This is a genomic window from Nostoc sp. CALU 1950 (assembly GCF_051172895.1).
Classification (GTDB): Bacteria; Cyanobacteriota; Cyanobacteriia; order Cyanobacteriales; family Nostocaceae; genus Nostoc; species Nostoc edaphicum_A.
The window spans coordinates 60,564-86,794 of record NZ_JBDNJQ010000013.1; the positions used below are offsets into that span (position 1 = coordinate 60,564).

A 26,231-nucleotide genomic window follows, 5' to 3' on the forward strand; every position below is an offset into this window, starting at 1 on the left:
CCTTTTTCTAAGGTGCTGCTAGCAGACAAGTCAATTGCCTCCCGAATTGAATTTATGTCCTGTAGATTATAGGTATATCAAAACTACTAGTATGAAATTACGGTATAGTTTGACGCCCCTATTGAGCTTGCAGGCGCTGATAATATTTTGGGTATCCTGAAGCTTAACAGCTTTCCCGGCGGGAAAATCTAACACGCTTCTGGTCGCCCAAGTTTTCACCTAATGACAGTTTGCACGTTAGACGCCCAAGCGGTCATTGCTGGCTGTAACTTTTCGTCCGCCCAAGTCTTAGTGTTTAAACTCGACGGCGCTTGGGTGGACGACAACCATTGTGAGGAATCGGGGTAATATCCCGAATCAGGGTAATTTCCAGTCCTGCTCCTTGAAGTGCCCGAATAGCAGTTTCTCTACCTGCTCCTGGCCCACTGACCATTACTTCAATTTGGCGCATTCCTTGATCAATAGCTCGACGGGCTGCACTTTCAGCAGCAGTTTGCGCTGCAAAGGGAGTTCCCTTTTTTGCTCCCTTAAAACCGCTAGAACCAGCACTGGCCCAGGAGATGACATCTCCATTTTGATCGGTAATGGTGACAATGCTATTGTTGAAAGTAGACTGGATGTAGGCCATCCCACTGGGCACATTCCGTTTCTGCTTCTTGCTCCCGGATTTTTTAGTTGGTTGTCTCGCCATACTTGTTTCGTTGGTTTAAGGTAAAACTTGCTCGGATTAGCAAGCGTTGCAAAATTATTTCCCTGGAGCCTTCTTCTTCCCAGCCACTGTCTGCCTTCTTCCTCGACGGGTTCTGGCATTTGTGCGAGTTCTTTGACCTCTGACTGGTAAGCCCATCCGATGACGACGGCCTCTGTAAGTACCAATGTCAACTAAGCGCTTGATGTTCAAAGACTCCAAGCGCCGCAAGTCGCCTTCAACTTGATAGTTGCTTTCTATTTCCCCTCGCAGGGCTGTTACATCAGCATCACTTAAGTCCTTAACGCGGGTGTCTGGGTTCACACCAGTAGCCGCTATAATTTCTTGAGAGCGTGATAACCCAATTCCGTAAATGTAAGTCAGACCGATCTCGACGCGCTTATCGCGTGGAAGGTCTACTCCGGCAATACGTGCCACAATGAACTCTCCCTATTGTTTTCGCAATTACTGTTGGTTAGAAAAACGTGATTAATCGCGTCTTTTCGTTTTAATGATGATATGCGTGTTACAACTCACTCCGTTGGTAAGAGCGTTATCCTTGACGTTGCTTGTGTTTGGGGTTCACACAGATCACCATCACGCGACCACGACGTTTGATCACGTTACACTTTTCACAAATTTTCTTGACTGAGGCTCTAACTTTCATGCCTTTTATTTTTTGACTCCAAATATAAAATTATAGCATTTCTAGGGAAATTAATCCAGTTAAATGACTAGCAAACAGTCAAAAAAATGGTTTTATGGTAAAATTCTCTACATATACTTACTTCTTACGCAAGCGATAGGTGATTCTGCCTTTGGTCAAGTCGTAGGGGGTTAACTCTACCTTGACGCGATCGCCGGGCAAAATCTTGATATAATTTCGGCGAATCTTGCCGGAAATGTGTGCTAGCACGTTAAATCCATTGTCCAAGTCAACGCGAAACATCGCATTGGGCAAGGACTCTGTAACCGTGCCTTCCATTTCAATCAAATCTTGCTTAGACAATTTGTTTTTTCCTCAACTCAACAATTTCGTGTTCAGTTGCAGCGCTTCATCTGCAAAGAAACACATTTTAAGAAATATATCAACAGTTTATTAATATATCTTAGCTAAAATTGATCTTTTTCTTGGTATGGGGTAGTGGGTAGTAGGGAATTCTCTACTCCCCACTACCCTTCTTTTCACGAAGCGATTACCTTTTGTAATTCAGCAGTGACATCTTCTTGGGACTGATTGCCATTGACTGTTAGGAGTTTATGGCGATCGCCATAATAATCAATTAAAGGTGCAGTTTCAGCGCGGTACACTTCTAAACGACGACGAATTACCTCTTCGGTATCATCTTTTCGTCCTCTAGCAAGCAAACGTGCGATGACAATTTCATCTGGTGCATCCAAATTGACTACTCTTTCGCCACCTTGATGTATTGCTTCCAATAACTTCTCCAGAAAAGCTGCTTGGGTCACTTTTCGAGGAAAGCCATCAAGAATCCAACCATTTTTGGCATCTGGTTGACCGAGGCGTTCCTGTACCAAGTCCTGCACTAGCTGGTCGGGTACTAACTCGCCGCTATCAACATAACTTTGAGCCTTAATTCCTAAAGGAGTTTGCTCTTTCATGGCTTGTCTTAATATTTCACCAGTAGAAATATGGGGAATATTCAAGTGTTCAGCCAAGGTTTGAGCTTGTGTTCCTTTACCCGCTCCAGGTGGCCCCAAGAAGATTAATCGCGTCACTATTATTTCACCATTCCTTCATAGCGCTGAGATATGACATAAGTTTGGACTTGTTTGGCTGTCTCAATTGCCACACCAACTAAAATTAACAATGAGGTGGCACCTATTCCCTGGAAAGTTTTCACATTCAAAGCGCTTTCCACTGCGGTGGGAATAATAGCAACAAAGCCCAAAAAGATTGCACCCAAAAAAGTGAGTCGGTTAGAAACGCGTTCGATATACTCGCTAGTTGCCTTGCCAGGACGAATTCCAGGAATACTAGAACCCATTTTCTTCAAGTTCTGCGCCACATCTACTGGGTTGAGAATCAACGAAGAATAGAAGTAGCTGAAGAAAACGATTGAAACCATGTAGACCAAGGCATAGACCCAGGAGCTAGAACCGCCTGGACTCAAATAAGTGTTAACTATATTCGCCAATTCGGCATTTTTAGTAAAATTGGCGATCAGCAATGGCAAGCTGAGGATGGCAGCAGCAAAAATAATTGGCATTACGCCGCCTTGATTTAGCCGCAAGGGCAGATAGCTACGCTGTTCTGCCAAAACTCTCCGACCTACTTGGCGACGAGCCGAAATAATTGGGATGCGGCGCATTCCTTCTTGCACAATCACAATACCAACAATCGTTGCTAGGAAAACTAAGATCAGCACGATCACGCGACCCACTGTTTCCCGACCGCCGACTTGTACCAAGTCGATGGTATCCCCTAAAGCTTTTGGTAATGACGCTACAATATTGACAAAAATCAACAATGATGCACCGTTACCAATACCCCGTTCTGTAATCAGTTCTGATGCCCACATGACGAACATAGAGCCAGCTGTCAGAGCGATCGCAGTTTCAGCTACGAAGATTGGACCTGGGTTTAAGGCAAATTGCTGGAGGAATAATGCCGAAAAAGCTGTACTTTGCAGAATCGCCCAAATTACAGTGACGTAGCGGGTAATTTGCGATATTTTTCGCCGACCTGCTTCGCCTTCATTTTTCTGTAAATTTTCTAAAGATGGAATTGCAGCAGTGAGCAATTGGATGATAATAGACGCATTAATGAAGGGCAAAATTCCTAAAGCAAAGACTCCCAAAGTCGAAAGTCCTCGCCCGGAAAATATATCCAATAAGCCGAATATGGAATTACTACCCGATATGGCTTCGGCAAATCTCGGTCTATCAATCCCTGGGACGGGTAAGAAGATACCCAGGCGAACCAAAATTAAAATACCGACGGTGACAAGCAGCCTACCTCTGAGGCCAGCTGCCTGCGCCATCTGCATAAAAGTTTCTTGAGCCGTTGGGGCTTTATCTCGACTGATCATAGAGTGCTACCTTTATAGTGAACCAAGCACTGGCAGCGAGTTGGCTTGCATTTAAGTGCGCTGTTCCGGCTCACTCATAAGACTTCACAACTACCACCAGCTGCCTCAATTTTGCTACGAGCTGAAACTGTGAAAGCTGCCGCTTGTACCTTGAGCGGAATGCTCAATTCCCCGTTACCTAAAACTTTCAATGGTCCTTTGACAGCAGTCAGAATACCTGCGGCTTTCAATGAGGTCAAAGTTACTTCCGTATTAGCGGGAAGGGAAGCTAGCTTCTCTACATTAATCGTAGTGTAAATCCTCTGATTAACAATCGGAAAGCCCTTCAGCTTAGGTAAGCGGCGGTACAATGGCTGTTGACCACCTTCAAAACCCGGTCTAGTACCACTACCAGAACGAGATTTTTGACCCCGCATACCTAGACCAGCACTGGCACCTTGTCCGGCAGAAATACCTCTAGCTACACGCTTCTTGCGTTTCTTTGAGCCTTTTTGCGGCTTAACATCATGGAGTCTCATAATTTATCAAGTTCTCATTTGTCGTTTGTCATTTGTCGTTTGTCATTTGTCATTTGTCCTTTGTTATTCACTAATGACTAATGACCAATGACTAATGACTAAATTAGATGTAGAGATTTTGAATAGGAATACCGCGATCTTCGGCGACTTCAGAAAGGGTACGCAGTGTAGATAAGGCATTAACTGCGGCTCTAGCATTATTGAGCGGATTGTTTGAGCCTAGTTGCTTGGCTAAAACGTTACGAACTCCTGCTAATTCCAACACAGTTCGCACAGCACCACCCGCAATTACCCCAGTACCAGGTGCGGCTGGACGCATAATCACCTTTGCACCACCACCGACACCATCAATAGGATGGGGGATGGAGTTGGATTTGGTGATTGGGATATCAATGAGGTGTTTTTTGCCGTCGGCTACACCTTTTTTGACAGCACCTATTACATCTGAAGCTTTGCCTACTCCGACTCCAACCTGACCACGTTCGTTACCAACGACAACGATCGCTCGGAAGCTGAGTTTTTTACCACCTTTGACCACTTTACTTACGCGGCGGATTTGGATAACCCGCTCTTGCCAAGTGGTTTCTTCTTTTTTGGCACGCTTTGTTCTACTTTTACGCTCTGTTGCCATAATTTATGCTCTGGTGAACGTCATTTGTCTGTTGTCATTTGTCATTTGTCCTTTGTCATTTGTCCAATAACTAATGACTAATGACTAATGACTTTAGAAATCTAAACCAGCTTCGCGTGCTGCATCAGCTAGTGCCTTGACACGACCATGATATAAGTTACCACCACGGTCAAAGACTACCTTGGTGATACCTTTTTCTAGCGATCGCACTGCGATCAACTTGCCAACTTGTGCCGATGCGTCGCGGTTTGCACCTGACGCTAAACTAGATTTCAAATCTGGTTCTACGGTCGATGCGGACACGATGGTTTGATGCTGAGTATCATCAATTAACTGGGCATAAATATGCTCATTAGAACGAAACACGGCTAAACGCGGACGTTCTGGGGAGCCAATAACTTTGCCACGAACGCGTCGATGACGACGATTTTTTGATTCTCTACGAGTAAGTTTCATTTCTACTTCTTACCACCCTTACCAGTCTTACCAGCTTTCCGTCTGACCACTTCACCGGCATAGCGAATGCCTTTACCTTTATAAGGTTCTGGTGGACGAACAGCACGAATTTTGGCGGCTGTGTTACCTACGATTTCTTTGTCATAGCCACTGACAATGACGTTAGTGGTACCTTCTACAGCAAACTGAATTCCTTCTGGTGGTTCAATTTGCACCTGATGGCTGTAACCCATATTTAAAACTAGGTTACGCCCTTGAAGTTGTGCCCTGTAACCTACACCTTGAATTTCCAAACGGCGCTGAAAACCTTGGGAAACTCCCTCGACCATGTTGGCAACTAAAGTCCGGCTCAAGCCGTGCAGTTGCTTTGAGGTACGAGTTTCATCCCGACGATTTACTTGTAATATTTCTCCCTCTTGGGAGATTGAGACATTAGGTGTGAGAGTGCGAGAAAGTTCTCCTTTCGGGCCTTTCACCACAATTTTCGTACCATCGATCGCCACTTGAACTTTGGCGGGAATAGTAATTGGACGTTTACCAATACGAGACATGACTTTTTGTCCTTTGTTATTTGTCCTTTGCCTTTTGTCCTTTGTCTTTCACTAATGACTAATGACAAATGACTAATGACCAATGACTACCAAACGTAACAAAGCACTTCGCCACCCAAGTTCTGACGCCGCGCTTCGCGGTCAGTCATAATACCACTGGATGTAGAAATAATGGCAATGCCAATGCCGCCTAGTACCCTTGGTAATTCTTTTTTATTGGAGTAAACACGCAAGCCAGGCTTACTGACCCGCTTTAAGGCGGTGATCAGAGGCTGACGGTTTTTACCCTTGTATTTCAGGGAAATCACCAGATTGTGTTTTACCCCTTCTTCTGCTTCTTCGATTTCAGCAATAAAGCCTTCCTCCCGTAGCACTTTGGCAATGCTCCGGGTCATTTTTGTCGCTGGCACTTGTGTAGTTTGATGCCGCGCCAGGTTGGCATTGCGGATGCGCGTCAGCATATCTGCAATTGTGTCGTTAGCCGCCATCGTTCCCTCTATAGATGAACTTATTGATCGCGAAAGGGCATTCCTAATTCTTTAAGTAAGGCGCGTCCCTCTTCGTCGTTTTTTGCTGTGGTGATGATGGAAATATCCATCCCACGTACTTGATCGATGCTGTCGTATTCGACTTCTGGAAAAATTAGCTGTTCTCTGACACCCAGAGTATAGTTACCGCGTCCGTCAAAGCTTTTAGGGCTAACGCCGCGAAAATCTCGAATTCTGGGTAATGACAGGCTAACTAGTCGGTCGAAAAAGGCATACATCCGTTCGGCTCTGAGGGTAACCATGATCCCCACAGGCATCCCCTGACGAATCTTAAAGCCAGCGATCGCCTTTTTCGCCCGTGTCACCACTGGTTTTTGACCTGTTACTAAGGCAATTTCGTTGATGGATGCCTCTAGTGACTTCGCATTTTGAGCTGCTTCACCCAAACCTCGGTTAATCGTAACCTTTACCAACTTCGGTACTTCATGAACGTTGGTATATTGAAACTGATTGATCAGTTTGGGGACGATTGTCTCTTGATATAAGGTTTTGAGTCTTGTTGTCGGCATAGTTTTTTGTCCTGATATCCCTGGGCTTGGTCAGGGAAACTTTAATTTTGGATTTTAGATTTTGGATTTTGGATTAAATTTAAAATCTAAAATTTCAAGTTGGCTAATTCTTATTTATCTAGAATTTCGCCAGTTTTCTTGAGTTTTCTGACTTTTTTGCCTTCTGAGGTAAAGGTGTAACCAACACGACTGGCAACGTTTTGCTTGGTGGAATAAAGCATCACGTTAGAGCTATGAATCGGGAATTCTTGGGTAATAATTCGCCCTGATTCCCCTTCTTGCTGGGGTTTGACGTGCTTGGTTTTAATGTTGACACCTTTGATGATGACTTTACTCAGTTGGGGCAATGCTTGAATAATTTCACCAACTTTTCCTTTGTCTTTGCCAGCAATCACTTGTACTGTGTCGCCAGTTTTGACATGCATTTTGTGGAATACTTTGGGCGTACCCTGTTTGGTTGCCATTAAAGCACCTCCGGAGCCAGAGAAACAATTTTGGTAAAGTTTTTATCGCGCAGTTCCCGTGCAACTGGGCCAAAAACCCGTGTGCCTCTGGGATTACCGTCTTTGTTGATGATCACAGCGGCGTTATCATCAAAGCGAATGCTCATGCCGCTGTCACGAGATACAGCTTTACGAGTCCGGACAATTACTGCTTCCACAACATCAGACTTTTTGACAGCCATGTTGGGTGTAGCATCTTTGACAACGGCGATAATTTTATCGCCGATAAAACCATAACGACGATTGCCTCCGCCTAAGATGCGGATGCACATTAGTTTGCGGGCGCCGCTATTGTCTGCGACATTCAGGTAAGTCTGGGGTTGAATCACAATTATTCTCCCTTGTAATGTTGTTAGTTTCTAACAACGATGAGGTTTAAGCAGGCTTGACGTTCAGGACTTCTGTGATTTTCCAGCGCTTGGTTTTACTCAGGGGTCTAGTTTCCTGAATGCGAACGCGATCGCCTACTTTACACTTATTTTCTTCGTCGTGAACTTTATATCGTTGGGTGTTAACCACAATCTTGCCGTACTTGGGGTGAGGAGCGCGGTTTTCTATGGCAACTACCACAGTTTTTTGCATTTTATCGCTCACTACCAAGCCAACTCGTTCTTTAACTGCCATAATCTCCTACTTTTCTTCTTTAGCCGATTGACTTGCTGCCCGTTTGCGTTCTGTTTCTAGCGTCAGCAATTGGGCTAGGCGGTGGCGCATTTGTCGGAACTGGTGGGGCTTTTCTAATTGTCTGGTGGCTTTTTGCAAGCGCAACTGAAATAGTTGTCTTTTGATCGCGACAATTTCATCAGAGAGCTTCTCGTCGCTTAATTCTCTAGCTTCTGAAATCTTGGGAAGAGGCATAAGCTACTCCTGCTCCTGTGGTTGAGAGCGCACAATAAATTTAGTTTTGATGGGCAGTTTAAATGAAGCCAAACGCATTGCTTCACGGGCGATTTCTTCAGAAACCCCACCGATTTCAAACAAAATTCTTCCTGGCTTGACTACAGCTACCCAAAACTCTGGATTACCTTTACCGGAACCCATCCGGGTTTCAGCAGGACGCATGGTTACAGGTTTATCAGGGAAAATCCGAATCCAGATTTGTCCACCCCTACGAATATAACGAGTCATTGCCCGACGGGAAGCCTCGATTTGACGCGAGGTAATCCAAGCAGGTTCTTGTGCTTGGAGTGCAAAATCACCGAAGTTGAGGGTACTACCACGGGTGGCTAGTCCTTCCATCCGTCCCCGCTGTTGTTTGCGGAATTTAGTTCTTCTAGGGCTTAACATGGTTTGTCATTTGTCATTTGTCATTTGCCATCTGTCATTTGCCATCTGCCATTTACTAATGACTAATGACTAATGACGATTTATCCTTCATTTGAGCGGTCTTCAAATTGCTGGCGACGACGTTGTTGTTGACGGCGACGGGGTTCCCGATCGCGATCGCGGGGGTCACGTTCGCGATCGCGGCTTGCTGGTGGTAGTGGATCTGGTTCCTGTCCAGGAATAATTTCTCCCTTAAACACCCATACTTTGATACCCAAAATGCCGTAAACAGTTTTTGCTGTGCAATAAGAGTAGTCAATGTCAGCCCGTAAGGTATGTAAAGGTACTCTACCTTCACGAGTCCACTCTGTCCGGGCAATTTCTGCACCGTTGAGGCGACCGCTAACTTGGATTTTAATACCTTGGACACCAGCGCGTTGGGCACGTTGAATCGATTGCCGCACTACCCGCCGAAAGGAAACCCGACGTTCCAATTGTTGAGCAATGTATTCGGCAATTAGGTAGGCATCAGCATCAACTCGTTGAACTTCAACTACGTTAATCCGAATTTGACGATTGCTACCCAATAATCCTTGGAGTCCGGTACGTAAGGATTCTATACCTTGTCCACCACGACCCACTACTACCCCAGGTCTAGCTGTGCGTACTTCTAAGTCGATTTGGTCGGCTTTGCGCTCAATCCTTACTTCGGAAATTCCGGCGTTGTTTTGAGCCTGTCTACCCAGCTTTTGTTCTATATATTGACGGAGTTTGTAGTCTTCTTGTAGAAGTTCTGGATAACGATCAGGAACAGCAAACCAACGGGATTGATGTTCATGTGTAATACCCAGGCGAAAACCAACTGGATGAATCTTCTGTCCCACGAATGCTTCCTCTAAAATTTCTTACTTTACGCAATTTATTCGTGTAAACGTGCTTATTTTTCTGGGGCGGCTGCAACGGCCACAGTAATATGACACGTCGGCTTGCGAATTTGGTAAGCTCGACCTTGCGCTCTTGGCTGGAACCGCTTCAATGGCGGCCCTTGATCGGCATAAGCTTGAGTAATCACTAGTTGAGTCCGATCTAACCCAGCGTTGTGTTCGGCATTGGCAGCAGCGCTTCTGAGAACCTTCAAGATGGGTTCAGTGGCGCGATAGGGCATGAATTCCAGGATGATTAACGCTTCTCGGTAAGATCGTCCGCGGATTTGATCGAGTACCCGACGCACCTTGTAGGCCGAGATGCGGATAAAACGAGCGATCGCTTTTACTTCAGTAGTATTAGTAGCCATAATTTTCTCCAATTTTGTCATTTGTCATTTGTCATTTGTCATTTGTCTTTAGCTAATGACTAATGACCTAATAACTAATAACTACCTACCCGCTTTTTTGTCGCTTTTTCCATGACCCCTGTAGGTGCGTGTTGGGGCAAATTCACCCAATTTGTGTCCTACCATCTGTTCATTTACAAAAACTGGAACGTGTTGGCGTCCGTTGTGAACAGCGATCGTGTGACCTACCATTAAGGGCAAAATTGTCGAAGCTCGTGACCAAGTTTTAATAACTTCTTTTCTGTTGTTGTCGTTGAGCTTTTCAATTTTTTTTAGGAGATGATCCGCAACGAAGGGACCTTTTTTTAGAGAACGACCCATAGTTCAATTTTGGATTTAGGATTTAGGAATTAGGAGTGAGGAGTTAGGAGTGAGGAGTTAATAAGTTAGATTCAACTCATAACTCATAACTCATAACTTCTAACTCTTTAAGATTCACGACCACCGCGACCGCGTTTAGAAGACTTACGACGACGACGTACAATCAACTTGCTGCTAAGTTTCTTGCGATTGCGTGTCTTTGCACCCAATGTGGGTTTACCCCAAGGTGTAACAGGCCCCGATCTACCGATAGGCGCTCTACCTTCACCACCACCATGTGGGTGATCCACTGGGTTCATGACGCTTCCTCTAACCTTAGGACGGCGACCTTTCCAGCGATTTCGTCCGGCTTTACCTGCACTCAGGTTTCTCGCATCGGTGTTGCCTACTTGCCCAATGGTGGCGTAGCACTCGCGCCGAATCAAGCGGACTTCTCCTGAAGGCAACTTGAGAGTTACATAATTACCTTCTTTTGCCACGACTTGGGCGCTAGCACCAGCAGCACGGACAATTTGACCACCTTTACCAGGAGTGAATTCTACGTTGTGAACACTAGTACCTAAAGGAATCTTCCAGAGCGGTAAGGCATTACCATCTTCAAAGGGAGAATCAGGTCCAGAAACAATTATTGTTCCAACTTTCAACCCGTTGGGGTGAAGGATGTACCGTTTTTCGCCGTCTTGGTAATACAAAAGGGCAATTCTGGCATTCCGGTTAGGATCGTATTCAATTGCTGCGACTTTAGCAGGAATATTATGTTTATCCCTTTTGAAATCGATGATCCGATAAAGCTGTTTATGTCCGCCACCCCGGCGACGACTAGTAATCCGTCCGTGATTATTCCGACCTTTAGCGCGATGCTTTGAGGTTGTTAGGGATTTTTCTGGCTCGGCTCTAGTAATTTCCGCAAAGTCAGAGATTGTAACTTGGCGAGTGCTGGGGGTATAAGGGCGATAAGAACGAGTACCCATATTTTTAAGTGTCTGAGTGCTGAGTGCTGAGTGTTGAGTTTGAAATTTTGAGTGCTGAGTTTTGAGCGTAGTAACTCATAACTCATAACTCCTAACTCACAACTTTTTTAGACTTCTGGGAATAGAACTTGTCTAATCTTGTCTTCATCCCCAGGTGCGACGGTAACAATGGCTCGCTTATATTGGGGCTTATAACCAATAAATTTACCAACGCGCCGCTTTTTACGCGGTGGTAGGGTGGTGTTGACTTTTACAACCTTGACCTGAAATAAGTCTTCGATAGCAGCCTTAATTTCTGGCTTAGATGCCTTTGGAATTACTTCAAAGGTGTACTTATTTTGCTCCATCAAGATGGTGGCTTTCTCGGTGACGATTGGGCGACGCACTAAGTCAGCAAGGTCGCGGGGGTCAAAGCTAGGCACTGTAGACCTCCTGAATTTTTTCTAGGGCTGATGCCGTAACTACAATTTTGTCAGCGTGCAGTAAATCAAAAACATTTAGCTGGTCGGCTGCAATTAGTTTTAAATTTTCAATGTTGCGGGCTGACAAATAAACGTTATCTGTATCCGCAATCTCAGACAAAATTAACAGTGCCTTGCTTTCTGGTACTACTCCCCAACGGGCAAGAGCTGCTACTAATTCTTTAGTCTTGGGGCGAGATAGCTCGGTGCTAAATTCTTCTACTACTATCAAGTCGTCAATGCGGCTGACAAATGCTGTCCGCAGTGCCAAACGTCGCTCTTTGCGGTTCAATTTGAGGTTGAAGTCTCTGGGTTTTGGCCCAAAGATCACACCACCACCACGCCACAATGGTGAACGAATAGACCCTGCACGAGCACGACCAGTACCTTTTTGTCGCCAAGGTTTGCGTCCGCCACCTCTGACTTCAGCACGAGTTTTTGTACTGGCATTTCCTTGACGAGCATTGGTCAATTGCCGTACTAAGGCGCGATGCACAATATGAGACGCTGTTTCTTCCTTGGCAACGCGCAACTCGAAGGTCGTCTCGCCGACCTGTTCTCCTTGCCAATTTTTAACTATGCTTTCAACCATCTTTGTTATCTGTCCTTTGTCCTTTGTCATTTGTCATTGGTCTTTTGCCATTTGTCCTTAGCCAATGACTTTTGACTAATGACTTTTGACTAATGACTTTTGACTATCCCACTACTTTTGCAGGCACAACACTTACTAAGGCACCTGGTTTACCAGGAATGGCTCCCTTAATTAGCAATAAGTTGCGTTCTGCGTCAACTCTTACTATGGTCAGTTTGCGGATTGTAATACGTTTACCACCTAAACGCCCTGCCATCCGCTTACCTGGATAGACACGACCTGGTGTTGTACCAGCACCAATAGAACCTGGCGCTCTGTGGTTTTTAGAACCGTGTGACATAGGCCCACGAGCAAAGTTGTTGCGCTTCTGGTTTCCCGCAAAGCCGCGACCAATACTTGTGCCGACTACATCGACAATTTGACCTGCGCTAAAAATATCTGCTTTAATCTCTTGACCTAAAGCATAATCACTAGAGCTATCGGTGTGATATTCATTTAAGTGACGCAATGCTGGGGCAGATGATTTAGCCAAATGTCCCAGTAGTGGTCTGTTTAGTGCCTTGGGTTTGACTTCGCCATAACCAACTTGAATGGCAAAGTAACCGTCGGTTTGTTTCGTTTTAACTTGTGTAACAGTGCATGGCCCTGCTTGAATGACAGTCACAGGAATAGCTACTCCTGCTTCGTCAAATATTTGGGTCATGCCCAGCTTGGTGCCGAGAATACCTACAGACACAATAACTGGTTCTCCTTTCTACTTGCTGACCTTGGAATTGGACTCTAGAGGACACGCTTTGTACGCATCAGTTTAGGCTGGGTTAGCCTGCGAAATTTGGAATGGCTTCAATAAGCCGCTCCAAATGCTTTCGGACACAACAAACCGTGTCCGTACTGCTTGGTGAATCTGTTTAGCTTCACTCACTAGATCACCAGAACAGCCACAAGTTCCTTCCTATTGGGAAGGGGTAACTTCTGGAATCAATGCAAGGCGCTACAGCTTTAAGCTGTGTGCAGCAATGCTTTCGTCCAAGCAATTGCTCTGGCACTTTCTGGAGGCAGCGCTGTCGGCGGGTTTTCCGATTTTTACACGCCCCAAGGGCGGCTTCCCGGAGATTGGCTACTGCCGTGTTGCAGTTGGACTTAAGCGGTTTTTACCGCCCAGTATCCGTTAACTGAGACTGACGTAATGCCATGAAACCAACATTGCTGCTCAGTCTTTACTTCCCTAAACACCTTAAACTATTGTTTAAGATTTTGCCTACTTTTTCAGAGGCACAGGAGTAAACTTACTTTGGAACTTACATAAGCTCCAATGTTGACCTGAAAGCTTTTCTAGTTTACCAGTCTATGATCAATCTGAGTCAGATTATCTAATTTGGATTTAGTAGTTAGTTTTTTATGCTAACACTACCCCAGAATGACAGTTAAGAAGTTCACTAATTTGCGTTTTTGGTCACAATCTAATAATATAAATTATTTATTTATGTTTGTCCAGTAATTTATAGAGTTATTTTTAGGGAGTGGGGACTGGGGACTAGGGAAGAAATAATTAATAGCCAATGCCCAATTCCCAATACCCAAAAAAATGCTTTTAATCTATCGGTTCAGGGTAAATAATAGAGATATCTAAGTGGGATAAGACGAAAATCTATGGCACTAATTACCACTGGCAACGGTTTAATCCGCGATCTGGAAAAATTTGGCGCTCTTGGAGTGTATGTACCTCTGGAAGGGGGTTATGAAGGTCGATATCAGCGCCGACTACGGGCTGCTGGCTATACCACCCTTCACATTACCGCTAAGGGACTGGGTGACGTAGCTGCGTATCTCACAAGAGTTCATGGAGTCAGACCTCCTCATCTTGGTAAAAAAAGTACTGGTAGCGGTGCAGCAGTAGGTCAAGTCTACTATCTACCCCCAATTCTCAATTCTCATCTAGAACAGTTACCACCAAAGTCAAAGGGGCTGGTCTTGTGGATTATTGAAGGGCATATTCTTTCCAATGAGGAACTTGAGTATTTAACGAATTTGCCTCAGCTAGAACCACGAGTGAAAGTAGTCATTGAGATAGGTGGCGATCGCGCTTTCCGTTGGACTTCTCTAGAAAAAACTCTGTTAGCTAGCTAACAGTTACAAAAGTGAGGAAGTTATAACTCATAACTTCCTCACTCTCAAAATATTGGCAATTATCGGTCAGAATCAAGTCAGAAGAACTATTTGCAACTTAAATGCTCATTAGTTTGTAAGTTTTTTGGTAAATCCCTGCAACCGGATTAACACTGGCTTCGCCCAATTTCCACCCAGCAAATCGTGCAACAGAGTATAAAAACAGGGGATGATAAACAGCGTCAGCACTGTTGCCAAAGATAAACCCGAAAACACCACTACGCCTAATGGTTGCAGAAATTCTGAGCCTTCCCCAATTCCTAACGCTAGGGGAAACATACCTAAAACGGTGGTAATAGTTGTCATTAAGATTGGTCGTAGGCGTTGAGGAGCCGCTTTCAAAATCGCAGTTTTCCGGTCAACTTTTTCCCGTTCCAGAATTTGATTCGCCAATTCAACCATGATGATGGCGTTATTGACCACAATACCCACTAGCAAAACCGCACCGACAATCACTGTCGCCCCAATGGCAGTTTTGGTGATGTACAGTCCAAAAATCCCCCCAGCTAATGCCAACGGAATTGTAAACATAATTACTAGTGGGTCAATGAGCGAATTGTATTGTACCGCCATCACCACAAAGACTAGAAAGGCAGCTAATCCACCTAATAGTTGTAGTGAGCTTTGGAGTTGCCGATTAGATTCAGCTGCTGAACTGGGTAAGCGGCTCACGCCTTCAGGTAAATCTAGACTATCTAGTATCGTACTGACCTGTTCTAGGGCGTCACTAAGGCTAGCTCCCTCAGTTAAGTTGCCAGCAATTAAGAAAACCTGGCGCTGGTTAATTCGCTGAACTTCTCCAGGAGCTTGAGCTTCAGCAATTTTGGCAACATCACTCAAGCGAATTTGGCGATTGTTATCCACAAACAACGGCAACCTCTGCAATTGAGAAGTTGCTTGCAATGATTTTTCATTCAACTTTACGCGAACATCGACTAAACGGTTGCCGCGTTGCAACTGAGTTGGTACGCTACCTTCAAGAGCAGTCTGAATTGTCTCTCCAATCTCTGTGGTAGTTAAACCCAAAGCTGAAACTCTCTCCCAATCAGGAAGAATCTGAATTTCTGGTTGGCGATCGTCTGCATCAGGACGAAATCTCGCTAGTGTAGCTTGTTCTTCCAAGGCTGCTAGTACCTGACGACCAGCTTCTTCTAAATTATTTACGTTATTTCCCTGAAGCATCACGTCAACATCAGCACCACGGATCGGAGAGTTGCTGAGAATCAAACCCCGCACTTGACCGGGAGAAAGGCGCAGGCGAATTCCGGCTAAATTTAACTTGTTAAACTCTTGGGTAAGTCTTTCTGTATAAGCTTGCACATTAGTACCCGGTTTTAGGGTAATATTTGCAGTACTTCGTAGGGGATTGGCATTGGTATTAGCACCAAATAGAGAACCACCAGATGTAGAGAAAACATATTCTGTTTCTGGTTGATTGCGGAGAATATCATCCACCGCAGCCATGACTTTTCGGTTAGTTTCTAGGGGTATACCGGGAGGGAATTGGGCGTTTAAGTTGGCTTGTCCGGTGTTGATGCGGGGGAGAATTTCTTGGGGAATTTGCGGAGCCATCCACAAACTGCCGCCGCCAAAAAGGATAATAGCGATCGCTACCGTAGCCACCCGCCAGCGTAATATCTCTGCTAAAAAACTGCCGTATCCTCTCGTAGAAGCATCAAAGCGGCTATTAAACTTTTGCAACAGCCAAAATTCGCTCAAACGGCTAGAAAACTTCCATGCCAACATCCGAGAGGCAAGCATCGGTACAACGGTTACGGCAATCAAAATTGAAGCCGCAACCGAAAAGGTGATGGTGAGAATTAACTCATTAAATAGTAGTGCGATAAAACCGCCGATGAGCAAAAACGGCAACACTGCCACTAAATTTGTACTAGTGGAAGCAATTAAAGCTGATTCTACTTCTTGGCTACTTTTTTCTGCTTGATAAATTAGTTGCTGCGAAGTCAAGCGGGTTTTATTATCCTTACCGGGAGTCATCCCAGCCCCCTCGGCAATGTTCTCTAACATGACGATGGAGTTATCTACCACAATACCCACACCTAATGCCAAACCACCCAAACTAAAAACGTTGATAGATAAGCCAAATAGCCCCATAAAGATGATGGCAGCTAGGGTTGCTAAGGGGATGGCTAGGACGATGATGAAAGTTTGACGTAGAGAACCGAGAAATAACAGAACTGCGATCGCTGCTAGGGCAGTACCTATCAACCCGGAACTGGTAACATTCGAGATAGAATTGCTAATAAACCGCGACTCATCCAAGGTAGGTGTAATAACTGTCCCTTCGGGAATTACGCCAGATTGTCGGAGTTCTTCCAAGCGTTTTTTCACACCTTCAACAACGTTGATAGTGTTAGCATCCGGCTGTTTTTGCACACTGACTTTTATCGCTGGTTCCCCGTTGAGTAAGACGTAAATCCGTTGTTGTTCCGAACCGTCAATAACTTCGGCAAAGTCCCGCAAATAGACGCGGCGTTTGGGAGTGGTGGAAGTAGCGGCAGAATCGGGAGATGAGGAAGATGAAGGAGTAGGCGAAGAGACTTCAAAGGAAAGATTGCTGATTTCATTGGCATTTTGGAAGCGCCCCACGGTACGGGTTAATGGCTCAGAATTCTGCCCCAAAATCCGACCACCAGAAATATCTATGTTGCGATCTCTAAGTTGATCTAGTACATCGGTCAAGCCTACACCTACAGCTTGCAACCGATCCAAATCAATATTGACCCTAACTTCTTCTTGAACTCCGCCTGATACATCTACCCCTGCAACTCCGGGTACAACACTTAGTTCGCGGACTAGTTCCTCTTCAGCAAAAACACGTAAAGCCATCCCTTCCAAGGAGGGCGAAGTTAATGCCAATTCGTAAACGGGTAGCTGGGAAGGATCAACTTTGAATAAGCGCGGTTCTTCTATGGTATCTGGTAATGTGCTTCTAGCTCTGTTAAAGGCAGCTGTAGCATCGTTTAAAGCTTGGTCAATATTGCCTCCCGTTTGAAAGTAAAGATCCAAATTTACCTGTCCCTCACGAGTTTGGGAAAAAATTTGGATCACACCCTCGGTAGCCGCAAAGGCTTCTTCCAGGGGTCTTGTGACTTCATCAACTGCTACCTCTGGTGAGATTCCAGGTGCTTGTATTCGCACACCAATCCGAGGATAGGTAATTGATGGTAGTAAATCTACGGGTAATTTGGCGATAAAAAAGAAGCCTAAGACTATCACTGCCAACGTCAGCATGAGTGTGCCGATGTGTTGGCGGATTGATATGGCACTGATACTAAATCCGCCACCATTTTTTACTTGCTGCATTACTGTTGCTGTACTCCAATTAAAAAGGCAAAATGAGAAATTTCAAAAAACATTTTGAATTTTTAATTCCCCTTAGGGGATGACTCTGCTGTTTCGGAAAGAATTGATAAACGTACAGAGGCTCCATCTTTTAGGGGTTGACCACTGCGAACAACATAGCGCTCCCCGGCTTGTAAGCCAGATAGAATTTCAACTTTGCCATCAACCCTTTTTCCTAAAGTGACAGCACGTGCTGCTACTTTCGTCTTACCATCTGTGTCTTTGACTACAAATAGCGTTCCAGATGGGTTTTCTTGCTCTCCCCCGGCTCTTTTCGCTGTCCCTGCTCCTTTGGCTGCCCCGGCTTGTTTTTGAATAGCTGTTTGTGGTACTACTACTCGCTGTTGAGTCTGAGTTTCAAAATTGACTCGCGCCAGTAATCCGCTACCAATCTTCCCTTGATTGTTGGGAATTACTACCTCTACAGGTATCAAACGAGATGTGGCATCGGCAGCTGGGGAAATGCGCGTAACTCTGCCAATTAATGTTTCGCTGGGGAAGGCATCTAAGCGGACTTTTACAGACTGTCCAACCTGAATTTGTGCCAGTTCTAATTCGGAAACTTGCACGACGACTTTGACACGGTTAAAGTCACCAATTTTCAAGACTTCGCTACCTGCTTGCAGAAGGTTGCCTGGTTCTGTCACCTTTTCTGTGACTACGCCAGTGATGGGTGATGTGAGTCGAGCATAAGACCTACGCTCTTTGGTTTGAGCAACCAATGCCTGTTGAGCAAGTACTCTACCTTGGGCGGCGGCGACGGCTTGCTGTTCTGTACGGACTTGCTCTTGGGCTGCCCGTAGTGCCTGGGCGGCTGTTTGCGCCTGGGTACGTGCTTGTTCGGCAGATTGTTGAGCGATCGCTCCGGCTTTGAATAGATCCTGTTGCCGTCTTGAGTCTGACTGAGCTTGTACCACTTCTAGCCGCGCCCGTTCAACGTCTGCACGGGCATTACTTACCTGATTAGTTGCCCTAGCTACTTCTGATTTCAGGGCTGCTAGTTCTGCTTCTGCTTGCTTTAATTCGGTCAAAAGTATGGCATCGTCTAACTGCCCGACGTTTTGCCCTTGTTTTACCGTATCGCCCACATCTAAATTCAAAGCCAACAACCGGGCTTCTACTTGCGATCGCACTGATACAATCCGAAAAGGTGTTGTATTACCTGTATATTCTGGTTGTGTTTGTAGCGAGTCAGTTCGAGCGATCGCCACATCTACAGGCGTTCCACCACCCCGTTCTCCACCACCAGGTTGCTGAGATTGTGCGCCAGCTGATTCCTTGGGCAGTGATCCGCAACTCGCCGTCAACAGTCCTATACCTACCAAACAGGGAATTAATAAACTTCTTACAGATGTGGAGGAAAGGGAATAATTTCCTTCTTTCTCTTTCCTACTTATTGCACAAGTGCTTTTTGCAAGAAGTCTACTCTTTAAATCTGCGGTAGCCACTTCAGTTTTCACAACTGAATCTAACTGGATATTAATTAGTTGGTTAGTGGCTACTGGATCTGTCATTTTCACCTGTTTGTGCGGCTTATTTGTGTCCAAAATCATTTATTTTTCTCCTATTGGGGAGCTTTTGGGGTTAAACAGCCGTGTTTTAATCAAGTAATTTTGAGAGATATCATTAACAAAAAACGGCGAGAATGAATAAGCTGTATGACAGTAATTTTTTGCATCAAAAACTACTGTTTTCCCACAAAAGTCCAAAACTTCTCACCGCTCTACTTCTGACGCAGAGGTAGATAATCTTCTTGCAGTTAACAAATTATAAACTTAGTATAAATATTTGTCATTTTTCTGGAATCTACCCACAGGCTAAATCTGGCTTTTTCTAAAGATATGAGCCAAAAAGTTTCATATTTTAACATAATGGGCAGTGTTAAAAAATAATTACTCCTGTTTTTATATATTCAGTACTGACAGTATTGAACTTTATTCTACTGTAATTTCAAGTACTTGCTGTACTTTAATTGTTAAAAATATTAAAGATTTATTGCTTTTTATGTCTATAATGTAATGGCAAACACTATTCTTTCTTACCCCCTTGCGTAAGATGGCAAGAGACAGGGCAATCAGTGTTATGGCAACAACAGCAAGAATTAACTTTTGCCAGAAATATATTTGGATTAGGTGAGGAAGGTAAGACGTGACATCTCTGTTAAAAATTGCACAAACTGCTGATGAATCCCAGATTTCCGAATTTTTCCAAGAATCAGCGGGTAATTGGCGATCGCAGCGGCGCTACTACACCCTACCTGAAGGAGAAACCAAGGAAATGGAGAGTATCGTTACGATCAATTTTCTTGAGCCGGGCTGTGATGAATTGCAAAAGCTAGCTCAGATGCACGATTTGGCTGACACAGGAAGTTTGATCTGTGGTGCAGCAGTTACATGGGAAAGTACGGATGTGCTGAAAGCAAGGAAAGAATCGCAAGGTTCGACGATATTTGGGGTTGTGGGAAACATTTTGTATCGCGATCGCGGCTTTGCCATATCTAAACCAGTCACCGCCCAGTATTATTTCTCCAACCCGAAAACACTGTGTTTACGAACTGAGTACAACGGTTCAGTGTTTGAGGAAGAGTTAAAGCTAATTGGCAGTAAATACCGCACCAGACAAACCATTATCTCCCGTGCTGGTGAGCAGTTGATGATTGGTCAATATTTAGAAAAAAGAGTGGAGAGTTAGTTTCTCTCGTTTATGCGGTTCGCTATAGCCTCACAGGTTTGGGGACTAGGCAGCAACTTTATATAACTTTTTATAACAGTTTTGCAAAACTTTTCCCCAGAAAGTAAGTTGCTATGTCATTATGGAAAGTGAAATGAGAATTAATTCGGCGACAGTGTTTGTTTTTAGTATTGACAGGCTTTTTCCTTTTGGTATTACAGACTTCTCTCCGAAATCTAAATCTCTACAAACTTATGATTTTGGAGACATTTAATGTCAATTTACGTTGGTAACCTCTCCTATGATGTTACACAAGATGCGCTAAGTGCTGTATTTGCAGAATATGGTGCAGTAAAGCGTGTTCAACTACCTACTGACCGTGAAACAGGTCGTTTACGCGGCTTTGCTTTCGTGGAAATGAGTTCAGAAGATGAAGAAACGAAAGCTATTGAAGCTCTTGATGGTGCTGAATGGCTTGGTCGTGACCTCAAAGTAAATAAAGCCAAGCCCAGAGAAGACAGAAGTGGTGGTGGTTCCTTCGGTGGTGGTAACCGTGGTGGTGGTGGCGGCGGCTACAACCGTAACCGCTACTAAGTTAAACCGACGAAAGTAACTTAATTGAATCTAGAAAAGGCTCAGGCAGAAATGCTTGAGCCTTTTTTATGCAAAACTTTGACCCTAGATAATTTTGAGCACATCTATGATTCTCTAATCAGAGTGCCCTGATGAAAGATCATTTTCCATGATGTCACATTTTGGATATGGCTATGATGCCGACATAATTTTTGATTAAGAAATGCTGAGAGCCATCAATTCTTCTGTTATTTCAAAGTTAGCTGTGACATTTTGCACGTCATCCAAGCCTTCTAGAGTGTCAATTAACTTGAAAAGCGATCGCGCCTGATCGGGATCAGTAACTTCTACACTATTACTAGGAATCCAGCGCAATTCGGCATCAATTACCTTAATGCCTTGGTTTTTGAGTGTCTGGCTAAGGGTTTCTAAATTTGCAATGTCAGTAAATACCTCAGCCATCTCATCTTCATTCATCTCATAAGACTGGGCACCACCTTCGAGGGATGCTTCTAAAAGCTGTTCTTCGTCAACCACACCCTGCACTAGACAAACGCCTTTTTGGTCAAACATCCAGCTAACGCAACCTGTTTCACCAAGATTGCCACCATTTTTACTAAAAGCTACACGCAAGTCAGCAGCAGTACGATTACGATTATCTGTGAGGGCTTCGATTAAAATCGCTACACCACCAGGGCCATAACCTTCATAGCGAATCGCTTCAAAGGTAGCACTATCGCCGCCAAAATTGCCTGCACCTTTAGCGATCGCTCGTTCAATATTATCATTAGGGATACTCGCTGCTTTTGCCTTGTCAATTGCCGTCCGGAGTTGAAAATTCAGCGCCGGATCTGGTACACCGCTTCTAGCAGCAACGATAATCGCTCTGGATAACTGAGTGAAGGTTTTTCCCTTTTTTGCATCTACTATGGCCTTCTGGCGCTTAATATTTGCCCATTTACTGTGTCCTGCCATAATCTGAAAATATCAAAACTCTATTCAAGTTTAGGATATATCTAGCTTTTGCCCCGTGCTAAAAGGGAGTGGGGAAGTAGTAGTGCTGAGTGGGTAGTCTTACTTCTTTACTCAGTACTCAAAACTGTTTTGCCCAATACCCAATCTAATTAACATCATGCACGATTTTTTTTACCCTCCTCGCCATGCCAAGCGAAAAAGTAAGAAAGTGTCACACTATTTTAGGAGCTTACTCCTTGTATTATTAGTGGGCATAGTAGCTTTAGTTGGATGTCAAAGTATTCTACCTGGTCTTAAGGAAGATAAAATAATTCATTTAACCCTGTGGCAAGGTGTAAATCCGCCGCCAAATCGGGATGTACTGCAAAAGCTGGTAGACAAATTCAATCAATCCCATCCAGATATTCAAGTTGAGTCACTTTATGTTGGACAGCAGGATCAGCAAACGCCCAAGATTTTAGCGGCGGTGGTAGGAAATGCACCCCCAGATTTGTTGTGGTATAATCCGACGATCGCAGGTCAATTGGTGGAACTCGACGCAATTTTAGCTTTGGATGAAATGCTCGAAAAATCTTCAATTAAAGCCGAAATTGACCCTGCTTTGTATGAATCGATGAAATACAACGGTAATATTTGGTCTGTGCCCTTTGCTACAAATAATGTTGGTATTTTTTACCGTCCGAGTTTGTTTAAGGCAGCGGGGATTACTGAATTACCCCGCACTTGGCAGGAGTTTGGACAAGTTGCGAGGAAATTAACTCGTGATACTAATGGTGATGGACGAACTGATCAATATGGAATGTTTCTGCCTTTGGGAAAGGGAGAATTTACAGTGTTCACCTGGCTACCATTTATGTGGAGTGGTGGCGGCGAGTTGGTGAGTGGTGATTCACAGAATGCAGCAGCAGTAGATTTGCAAGATAATCAAGGAGCGATCGCAGCTTTGCAATTCTGGCGTAATTTAATTACGGATGGTTCCGCTATTTTATCTGGCCCAGAACGGGGTTATGAGACGGATGACTTGCTGACTGGTAAAGTCGCAATGCAATTAAATGGCCCTTGGACTCTGGGGCAATTTCAAGAGACTGGTGTCGATTTTGATGTTTTTCCGATTCCGGTTGGAGAAAAACCTGCTACTGTTATTGGCGGTGAGAATCTCTTCTTTTTCAAAACCACACCGGAACGCGAAAGAGCAGCTTTTAAGTTTGTCGAATATGCTTTGAGTGAAGAATTTCAGACAGAATTAGCATTGGGAACTGGCTATTTACCAGTGAATTTGAAGTCTCGTCAAAGTCCAAAATATCAGGATTTTGTAAATAAAATACCCCAGGTGAAGGTATTTTTAGATCAAGCTAAATATGGGCGATCGCGTCCGATATTTCCTGGTTACAATCGGATTTCTGACAGTGTAGGTCGAGCAATTGAATCTGTATTGTTGGGTAAAAGTTCACCAGCAGACTCACTCAAAGCAACCCAGCAACGCTTAGATTTGATTTTTAAGTGACATGGGTAATTTGTAGAGACGCGATTCATCGCGTCTGTTAATCGCGCATCCCGTTTAAATCACAAAAGGTTCAAGTTCACTGTTATACCACTCATCTTTAACCCGTTCAGTAATCAGCGGTCTAATGATAAACTTGGGCGGGCAACCATCTAGAACATCAATCCGCACGCATGAGTAAGGCAGTCGGTTCTGGAAATTGTAGTCATGACGACCCACAAAAAGCATCGAATCTGCAACTTTCCGAGTGGGTTTACCTGCAATCTCGGCAAAAGTCTCCATCAATTCAGTCCCTCCTCGGCGTTGATAGCGGGGACGATGACCACTACCACCAGAGATAATGCAGTTAATGTGAGAGTCAGCAAATCCGGTATCAGTTGTGCAAAGATGCTCCAAACAGTGAGCGTGTCCATTTAAAATCAAATCGACTATGGGACGTTCTTTAATTAGAGAACCAAGAGTTTGTGCTACTTGTTCAAACACCCAGCGCAAGCGATGGCGAACCGCCAAGGTTTGTGCCTGATTCCACTTTGTAGCCTCGGTGACGTAGGGGGGATGGTGGAAAAAGATTACACGTCCACGCACTTCGGAGGTATTCCAAGATTCGATTAGTCTGCTTCGCAACCATTCAAGTTGTTCAAAGTCGATGGCAGGCATTTGATGAGATGCTAGTTGTTTTTCAATATCGATTTTGATTTCGTCTATTTGGTCTAATTTGGCACTGAGGTCATCAAGTTGTTCTGCTTCGCTTGGTTTATCTGGGTTGAGGCGATCGCATATTTTCAAAATCTGCAATTCTTCTTGATCGATTTCATGGCGACGCTTTTGCAATTCTCGGCGGTAAATTTCCCCTTCTTGAGTCGCAGGCAAAGGTGACGGTGTATTAAAGGTGTTAGAATCCAGTGCGAAAAAGTCTATCCCGCCGTAACGAAAGGTGTAATAGCGATTAGGTAAGCGGGTAAACTTTCCAGGTTCGTAACGTAAACAGCTTCCTGTGTCAGTCTTTGCAGTGTAGTGGCGATCTAAATGACGTTCTAACTCTTGTGGGGACATCGCCTGGGTGTAGTCCATAAATGCCCGTGCATAGGCATTCCCTTGATACGATCCATGCCAGCCAATCTCGATATCTTTGTAGCGGAACAGGCGACGTAGTGATGATGTTGTGCCAGTAAATAAACGGTACATCAATGGTACATCGTAGTAATCATGATTACCGAGTACTGGCAAGAACGGCAGATTAAACACCATGCGGTCATAAGGAATGCTTTTCGGGTTGTCGCCACCGACAAGAAATTCCCGGTAAGGCTGAATAAAGTTTGTTGAATAATACTCTTGGGAACCCACCACATAGATTACATCGCCTGTGTGCAACACAAAATTGCAATCATCGCAGTGAGGAAGCATCAGTTCGGCAACTCTTCGTTGGGGGTGGTGTCGAGAATGGGACTTAGTGCCAGAATCACCGATAACCATAAAGGAAAATTCTGGATTATCCTGCCTGCGATCGTCAATAACTATACTGGTTTGGTCAATTCCCCGTTGCACAAAACTTGGATGCATCCACCGCACCCGTTCCTTCATCTTTTGAATTTTGACAGGAATCGGTGGATCGGAAATCAATTTCATGGCTGATAACTCTTGAATGCCTAATGCACACACCGATTGTAACGAAATATTTAATTGTCATTAGTCATTTGTCATTAGTCATTTGTGAATAACTAATGCCCCATCCCCAATTTTTAAGGCAAATTTTCTCGCAGTAATGCTCGAAAGCCTGCTTGTTGAAAATGCTCATCAGCAGTCAGTGCTTCAGTGATTCCGCTATATTCCATCACAATAAAAGATACGCAATCGACAAATCCCCATTCTTTCTCTGTTCGTTCCCGATATAGCTGGAAAGCACGTTCGTAGAGTTCCTGGGAGAGGGGGACAATTTCTACTTTGGAGTCTGCTACTAGAGAATTTAATAATATAATTGCCGCTTGACGATAAGGTTGTTGGGATAAGGCATTGCCAATTTCCAACATCACAGCTTGTGTTGTTACCAAACGAGTTTCTGCTGCTTGTAACATTTTAGCCAGATGTAAGGCACGGTCATGTAAGCGATCGCTCGGTGCAGATAAGGCAATGGCAAATGATGTATCAAGAAAGACTTCAGAATGCATGAAAAGTTTACTTAATAATTTACTTACTGTATAAATATTTATCTATATTGGCAGACCATTCAGCTGGCCCTTCGAGGTTGAGCGATCGCGCCGTTTGCAGAAATGATACCGTTTCATGTTCACTTGGCGGTAAAATTTCAATACTGATTCGCACGCGGGTATTGATTGGCAGTGCGATCGGTTCAGCCGGATAGAACACTTTGCCATTAAACACAGCTGTGATTTTTTCTACCATTTTCCCCAAAAATTGCTTCTAGTCTATCCTAAGCTGGTTGTGGTGATACGGGTAGGGTAGACGACGCTTTAATTAGTGAAGATACGTATACTTGTCTTACAAATTATCTCGATTTTTTAGAATTGTCTAAGAGGATGTTTGAAAAGTTTCTCTCTGTAACTTTAGGCACTTTTGATCCC

Annotated in this window: 34 protein-coding genes; 4 read left to right on the top strand and 30 right to left on the bottom strand. The window is 44.4% G+C overall.

Features of this window, described 5'->3' with window-relative positions:
- Positions 1-295 precede the first annotated feature (295 nt).
- From rpsK to rplC, 24 genes are all read right to left on the bottom strand, one after another.
- Positions 296-691 carry a 30S ribosomal protein S11 gene (gene rpsK / locus ABF638_RS06325; RefSeq protein WP_012410703.1) on the bottom strand — a complete coding sequence of 132 codons (396 nt, stop codon included), beginning with the start codon at positions 689-691 and terminating at the stop codon, positions 296-298.
- A 54-nt stretch (positions 692-745) separates the two neighbouring features.
- The gene (gene rpsM, locus ABF638_RS06330; RefSeq protein ID WP_069070762.1) at positions 746-1,126 is read right to left on the bottom strand and encodes a 30S ribosomal protein S13; all 381 of its coding nucleotides are present in this window, start codon (positions 1,124-1,126) and stop codon (positions 746-748) included.
- A 115-nt stretch (positions 1,127-1,241) separates the two neighbouring features.
- The gene (gene rpmJ / locus ABF638_RS06335; RefSeq protein ID WP_015129703.1) at positions 1,242-1,355 is read right to left on the bottom strand and encodes a 50S ribosomal protein L36; all 114 of its coding nucleotides are present in this window, start codon (positions 1,353-1,355) and stop codon (positions 1,242-1,244) included.
- 117 nt (positions 1,356-1,472) lie between these two features.
- Positions 1,473-1,697, bottom strand: a complete 225-nt coding sequence (gene infA, locus ABF638_RS06340) for a translation initiation factor IF-1 (RefSeq protein ID WP_006276978.1) — start codon at positions 1,695-1,697, stop codon at positions 1,473-1,475.
- Positions 1,698-1,873: 176 nt separating this feature from the next.
- Complete coding sequence (locus ABF638_RS06345; RefSeq protein ID WP_435021209.1) at positions 1,874-2,428, bottom strand: adenylate kinase; 555 nt, start codon at positions 2,426-2,428, stop codon at positions 1,874-1,876.
- Between the two features lie 2 nt (positions 2,429-2,430).
- Positions 2,431-3,741: a preprotein translocase subunit SecY gene (secY, locus tag ABF638_RS06350; RefSeq protein ID WP_435021211.1), complete on the bottom strand. Its 1,311-nt coding sequence runs from the start codon at positions 3,739-3,741 to the stop codon at positions 2,431-2,433.
- Between the two features lie 74 nt (positions 3,742-3,815).
- Positions 3,816-4,259, bottom strand: a complete 444-nt coding sequence (gene rplO, locus ABF638_RS06355; protein WP_190942902.1) for a 50S ribosomal protein L15 — start codon at positions 4,257-4,259, stop codon at positions 3,816-3,818.
- Between the two features lie 103 nt (positions 4,260-4,362).
- A complete protein-coding gene (gene rpsE / locus ABF638_RS06360; RefSeq protein WP_012410709.1) occupies positions 4,363-4,890 on the bottom strand; it encodes a 30S ribosomal protein S5 in 528 nt (175 codons plus the stop codon).
- Between the two features lie 93 nt (positions 4,891-4,983).
- Positions 4,984-5,346, bottom strand: coding sequence for a 50S ribosomal protein L18 (gene rplR / locus ABF638_RS06365; protein ID WP_181928654.1), 363 nt, complete (start codon positions 5,344-5,346; stop codon positions 4,984-4,986).
- Between the two features lie 2 nt (positions 5,347-5,348).
- Entirely contained in the window at positions 5,349-5,897 is a 549-nt protein-coding gene (gene rplF / locus ABF638_RS06370; RefSeq protein ID WP_435021214.1) for a 50S ribosomal protein L6, read from the bottom strand.
- An 86-nt stretch (positions 5,898-5,983) separates the two neighbouring features.
- Complete coding sequence (gene rpsH / locus ABF638_RS06375; RefSeq protein WP_069070769.1) at positions 5,984-6,385, bottom strand: 30S ribosomal protein S8; 402 nt, start codon at positions 6,383-6,385, stop codon at positions 5,984-5,986.
- A gap of 20 nt (positions 6,386-6,405) precedes the next feature.
- Positions 6,406-6,954: a 50S ribosomal protein L5 gene (rplE, locus tag ABF638_RS06380; protein ID WP_181928652.1), complete on the bottom strand. Its 549-nt coding sequence runs from the start codon at positions 6,952-6,954 to the stop codon at positions 6,406-6,408.
- Between the two features lie 110 nt (positions 6,955-7,064).
- Positions 7,065-7,418, bottom strand: coding sequence for a 50S ribosomal protein L24 (gene rplX / locus ABF638_RS06385; protein ID WP_435021217.1), 354 nt, complete (start codon positions 7,416-7,418; stop codon positions 7,065-7,067).
- Positions 7,418-7,786 carry a 50S ribosomal protein L14 gene (gene rplN, locus ABF638_RS06390; protein ID WP_069070772.1) on the bottom strand — a complete coding sequence of 123 codons (369 nt, stop codon included), beginning with the start codon at positions 7,784-7,786 and terminating at the stop codon, positions 7,418-7,420. The genes rplX and rplN overlap by 1 nt, the downstream gene beginning before the upstream one ends.
- A gap of 46 nt (positions 7,787-7,832) precedes the next feature.
- Positions 7,833-8,081 (bottom strand): 30S ribosomal protein S17, encoded by a 249-nt coding sequence (gene rpsQ, locus ABF638_RS06395; protein WP_094328457.1) that lies wholly within the window; start codon positions 8,079-8,081, stop codon positions 7,833-7,835.
- 6 nt (positions 8,082-8,087) lie between these two features.
- The gene (gene rpmC, locus ABF638_RS06400) at positions 8,088-8,315 is read right to left on the bottom strand and encodes a 50S ribosomal protein L29 (protein WP_069070774.1); all 228 of its coding nucleotides are present in this window, start codon (positions 8,313-8,315) and stop codon (positions 8,088-8,090) included.
- 3 nt (positions 8,316-8,318) lie between these two features.
- Positions 8,319-8,744: a 50S ribosomal protein L16 gene (gene rplP / locus ABF638_RS06405; protein ID WP_012410718.1), complete on the bottom strand. Its 426-nt coding sequence runs from the start codon at positions 8,742-8,744 to the stop codon at positions 8,319-8,321.
- 80 nt (positions 8,745-8,824) lie between these two features.
- Positions 8,825-9,607 (bottom strand): 30S ribosomal protein S3, encoded by a 783-nt coding sequence (gene rpsC / locus ABF638_RS06410; protein ID WP_094342453.1) that lies wholly within the window; start codon positions 9,605-9,607, stop codon positions 8,825-8,827.
- Positions 9,608-9,660: 53 nt separating this feature from the next.
- The gene (gene rplV / locus ABF638_RS06415) at positions 9,661-10,017 is read right to left on the bottom strand and encodes a 50S ribosomal protein L22 (RefSeq protein ID WP_069070777.1); all 357 of its coding nucleotides are present in this window, start codon (positions 10,015-10,017) and stop codon (positions 9,661-9,663) included.
- Positions 10,018-10,098: 81 nt separating this feature from the next.
- Complete coding sequence (gene rpsS / locus ABF638_RS06420; protein WP_012410721.1) at positions 10,099-10,377, bottom strand: 30S ribosomal protein S19; 279 nt, start codon at positions 10,375-10,377, stop codon at positions 10,099-10,101.
- Between the two features lie 107 nt (positions 10,378-10,484).
- Positions 10,485-11,348, bottom strand: coding sequence for a 50S ribosomal protein L2 (gene rplB, locus ABF638_RS06425; RefSeq protein ID WP_181928650.1), 864 nt, complete (start codon positions 11,346-11,348; stop codon positions 10,485-10,487).
- A gap of 107 nt (positions 11,349-11,455) precedes the next feature.
- Entirely contained in the window at positions 11,456-11,770 is a 315-nt protein-coding gene (locus ABF638_RS06430) for a 50S ribosomal protein L23 (protein ID WP_069070779.1), read from the bottom strand.
- Positions 11,763-12,401, bottom strand: a complete 639-nt coding sequence (gene rplD, locus ABF638_RS06435) for a 50S ribosomal protein L4 (protein WP_435021246.1) — start codon at positions 12,399-12,401, stop codon at positions 11,763-11,765. Before rplD ends, ABF638_RS06430 begins: the two co-directional genes overlap by 8 nt.
- Before the next feature lie 103 nt (positions 12,402-12,504).
- On the bottom strand, positions 12,505-13,137 hold the full coding sequence (gene rplC / locus ABF638_RS06440) for a 50S ribosomal protein L3 (RefSeq protein WP_069070780.1): 633 nt from the start codon (positions 13,135-13,137) through the stop codon (positions 12,505-12,507).
- Positions 13,138-14,051: 914 nt separating this feature from the next.
- Here rplC and ABF638_RS06445 point away from each other — a divergent pair.
- A complete protein-coding gene (locus tag ABF638_RS06445) occupies positions 14,052-14,528 on the top strand; it encodes an NAD(P)H-quinone oxidoreductase subunit N (protein ID WP_181928648.1) in 477 nt (158 codons plus the stop codon).
- Between the two features lie 108 nt (positions 14,529-14,636).
- On the opposite strand, the gene ABF638_RS06450 is transcribed toward ABF638_RS06445, so the two are convergent.
- Both ABF638_RS06450 and ABF638_RS06455 read right to left on the bottom strand, forming a co-directional pair.
- On the bottom strand, positions 14,637-17,894 hold the full coding sequence (locus ABF638_RS06450) for an efflux RND transporter permease subunit (RefSeq protein ID WP_435021224.1): 3,258 nt from the start codon (positions 17,892-17,894) through the stop codon (positions 14,637-14,639).
- Between the two features lie 62 nt (positions 17,895-17,956).
- Positions 17,957-19,486 carry an efflux RND transporter periplasmic adaptor subunit gene (locus ABF638_RS06455; RefSeq protein ID WP_435021226.1) on the bottom strand — a complete coding sequence of 510 codons (1,530 nt, stop codon included), beginning with the start codon at positions 19,484-19,486 and terminating at the stop codon, positions 17,957-17,959.
- A gap of 595 nt (positions 19,487-20,081) precedes the next feature.
- On the opposite strand from ABF638_RS06455, the gene ABF638_RS06460 reads away from it, so the two are divergent.
- Both ABF638_RS06460 and ABF638_RS06465 read left to right on the top strand, forming a co-directional pair.
- Positions 20,082-20,624, top strand: coding sequence for a phycobiliprotein lyase (locus ABF638_RS06460; RefSeq protein ID WP_435021228.1), 543 nt, complete (start codon positions 20,082-20,084; stop codon positions 20,622-20,624).
- Positions 20,625-20,876: 252 nt separating this feature from the next.
- A complete protein-coding gene (locus ABF638_RS06465; protein ID WP_181928645.1) occupies positions 20,877-21,197 on the top strand; it encodes an RNA recognition motif domain-containing protein in 321 nt (106 codons plus the stop codon).
- 195 nt (positions 21,198-21,392) lie between these two features.
- On the opposite strand, the gene ABF638_RS06470 is transcribed toward ABF638_RS06465, so the two are convergent.
- Positions 21,393-22,151: a YebC/PmpR family DNA-binding transcriptional regulator gene (locus ABF638_RS06470; protein WP_435021231.1), complete on the bottom strand. Its 759-nt coding sequence runs from the start codon at positions 22,149-22,151 to the stop codon at positions 21,393-21,395.
- Between the two features lie 208 nt (positions 22,152-22,359).
- Here ABF638_RS06470 and ABF638_RS06475 point away from each other — a divergent pair, with 208 nt between their 5' ends.
- Positions 22,360-23,655 carry an ABC transporter substrate-binding protein gene (locus ABF638_RS06475; RefSeq protein ID WP_435021233.1) on the top strand — a complete coding sequence of 432 codons (1,296 nt, stop codon included), beginning with the start codon at positions 22,360-22,362 and terminating at the stop codon, positions 23,653-23,655.
- A gap of 54 nt (positions 23,656-23,709) precedes the next feature.
- Here ABF638_RS06475 and ABF638_RS06480 read toward each other — a convergent pair whose 3' ends face one another.
- The 3 genes from ABF638_RS06480 to ABF638_RS06490 all read right to left on the bottom strand — a co-directional run bounded on the left by ABF638_RS06480 (position 23,710) and on the right by ABF638_RS06490 (position 26,052).
- The gene (locus ABF638_RS06480; protein ID WP_435021235.1) at positions 23,710-25,278 is read right to left on the bottom strand and encodes a metallophosphoesterase family protein; all 1,569 of its coding nucleotides are present in this window, start codon (positions 25,276-25,278) and stop codon (positions 23,710-23,712) included.
- A 113-nt stretch (positions 25,279-25,391) separates the two neighbouring features.
- On the bottom strand, positions 25,392-25,817 hold the full coding sequence (locus ABF638_RS06485; RefSeq protein ID WP_069070788.1) for a type II toxin-antitoxin system VapC family toxin: 426 nt from the start codon (positions 25,815-25,817) through the stop codon (positions 25,392-25,394).
- 19 nt (positions 25,818-25,836) lie between these two features.
- Positions 25,837-26,052 carry a hypothetical protein gene (locus tag ABF638_RS06490; RefSeq protein WP_435021238.1) on the bottom strand — a complete coding sequence of 72 codons (216 nt, stop codon included), beginning with the start codon at positions 26,050-26,052 and terminating at the stop codon, positions 25,837-25,839.
- Positions 26,053-26,231 lie beyond the last annotated feature (179 nt).

What these genes read in the sequence shown, in the direction of transcription:
- rplR (WP_181928654.1), bottom strand. Translation starts at nt 5,346, where the DNA reads ATGAAACTTACTCGTAGAGAATCAAAAAATCGTCGTCATCGACGCGTT.
- ABF638_RS06465 (WP_181928645.1), top strand. Translation starts at nt 20,877, where the DNA reads ATGTCAATTTACGTTGGTAACCTCTCCTATGATGTTACACAAGATGCG.
- rplV (WP_069070777.1), bottom strand. Translation starts at nt 10,017, where the DNA reads ATGGCTACTAATACTACTGAAGTAAAAGCGATCGCTCGTTTTATCCGC.
- rpsS (WP_012410721.1), bottom strand. Translation starts at nt 10,377, where the DNA reads ATGGGTCGTTCTCTAAAAAAAGGTCCCTTCGTTGCGGATCATCTCCTA.
- rplD (WP_435021246.1), bottom strand. Translation starts at nt 12,401, where the DNA reads ATGGTTGAAAGCATAGTTAAAAATTGGCAAGGAGAACAGGTCGGCGAG.
- ABF638_RS06445 (WP_181928648.1), top strand. Translation starts at nt 14,052, where the DNA reads ATGGCACTAATTACCACTGGCAACGGTTTAATCCGCGATCTGGAAAAA.
- ABF638_RS06470 (WP_435021231.1), bottom strand. Translation starts at nt 22,151, where the DNA reads ATGGCAGGACACAGTAAATGGGCAAATATTAAGCGCCAGAAGGCCATA.
- rpmJ (WP_015129703.1), bottom strand. Translation starts at nt 1,355, where the DNA reads ATGAAAGTTAGAGCCTCAGTCAAGAAAATTTGTGAAAAGTGTAACGTG.
- rplX (WP_435021217.1), bottom strand. Translation starts at nt 7,418, where the DNA reads ATGGCAACCAAACAGGGTACGCCCAAAGTATTCCACAAAATGCATGTC.
- secY (WP_435021211.1), bottom strand. Translation starts at nt 3,741, where the DNA reads ATGATCAGTCGAGATAAAGCCCCAACGGCTCAAGAAACTTTTATGCAG.
- ABF638_RS06480 (WP_435021235.1), bottom strand. Translation starts at nt 25,278, where the DNA reads ATGAAATTGATTTCCGATCCACCGATTCCTGTCAAAATTCAAAAGATG.
- rpsE (WP_012410709.1), bottom strand. Translation starts at nt 4,890, where the DNA reads ATGGCAACAGAGCGTAAAAGTAGAACAAAGCGTGCCAAAAAAGAAGAA.
- rpsQ (WP_094328457.1), bottom strand. Translation starts at nt 8,081, where the DNA reads ATGGCAGTTAAAGAACGAGTTGGCTTGGTAGTGAGCGATAAAATGCAA.
- rpmC (WP_069070774.1), bottom strand. Translation starts at nt 8,315, where the DNA reads ATGCCTCTTCCCAAGATTTCAGAAGCTAGAGAATTAAGCGACGAGAAG.
- rplO (WP_190942902.1), bottom strand. Translation starts at nt 4,259, where the DNA reads ATGAGACTCCATGATGTTAAGCCGCAAAAAGGCTCAAAGAAACGCAAG.
- ABF638_RS06490 (WP_435021238.1), bottom strand. Translation starts at nt 26,052, where the DNA reads ATGGTAGAAAAAATCACAGCTGTGTTTAATGGCAAAGTGTTCTATCCG.
- rplP (WP_012410718.1), bottom strand. Translation starts at nt 8,744, where the DNA reads ATGTTAAGCCCTAGAAGAACTAAATTCCGCAAACAACAGCGGGGACGG.
- ABF638_RS06485 (WP_069070788.1), bottom strand. Translation starts at nt 25,817, where the DNA reads ATGCATTCTGAAGTCTTTCTTGATACATCATTTGCCATTGCCTTATCT.
- rplB (WP_181928650.1), bottom strand. Translation starts at nt 11,348, where the DNA reads ATGGGTACTCGTTCTTATCGCCCTTATACCCCCAGCACTCGCCAAGTT.
- rplF (WP_435021214.1), bottom strand. Translation starts at nt 5,897, where the DNA reads ATGTCTCGTATTGGTAAACGTCCAATTACTATTCCCGCCAAAGTTCAA.
- ABF638_RS06450 (WP_435021224.1), bottom strand. Translation starts at nt 17,894, where the DNA reads ATGCAGCAAGTAAAAAATGGTGGCGGATTTAGTATCAGTGCCATATCA.
- rpsH (WP_069070769.1), bottom strand. Translation starts at nt 6,385, where the DNA reads ATGGCGGCTAACGACACAATTGCAGATATGCTGACGCGCATCCGCAAT.
- rpsK (WP_012410703.1), bottom strand. Translation starts at nt 691, where the DNA reads ATGGCGAGACAACCAACTAAAAAATCCGGGAGCAAGAAGCAGAAACGG.
- ABF638_RS06455 (WP_435021226.1), bottom strand. Translation starts at nt 19,486, where the DNA reads ATGATTTTGGACACAAATAAGCCGCACAAACAGGTGAAAATGACAGAT.
- rplE (WP_181928652.1), bottom strand. Translation starts at nt 6,954, where the DNA reads ATGCCGACAACAAGACTCAAAACCTTATATCAAGAGACAATCGTCCCC.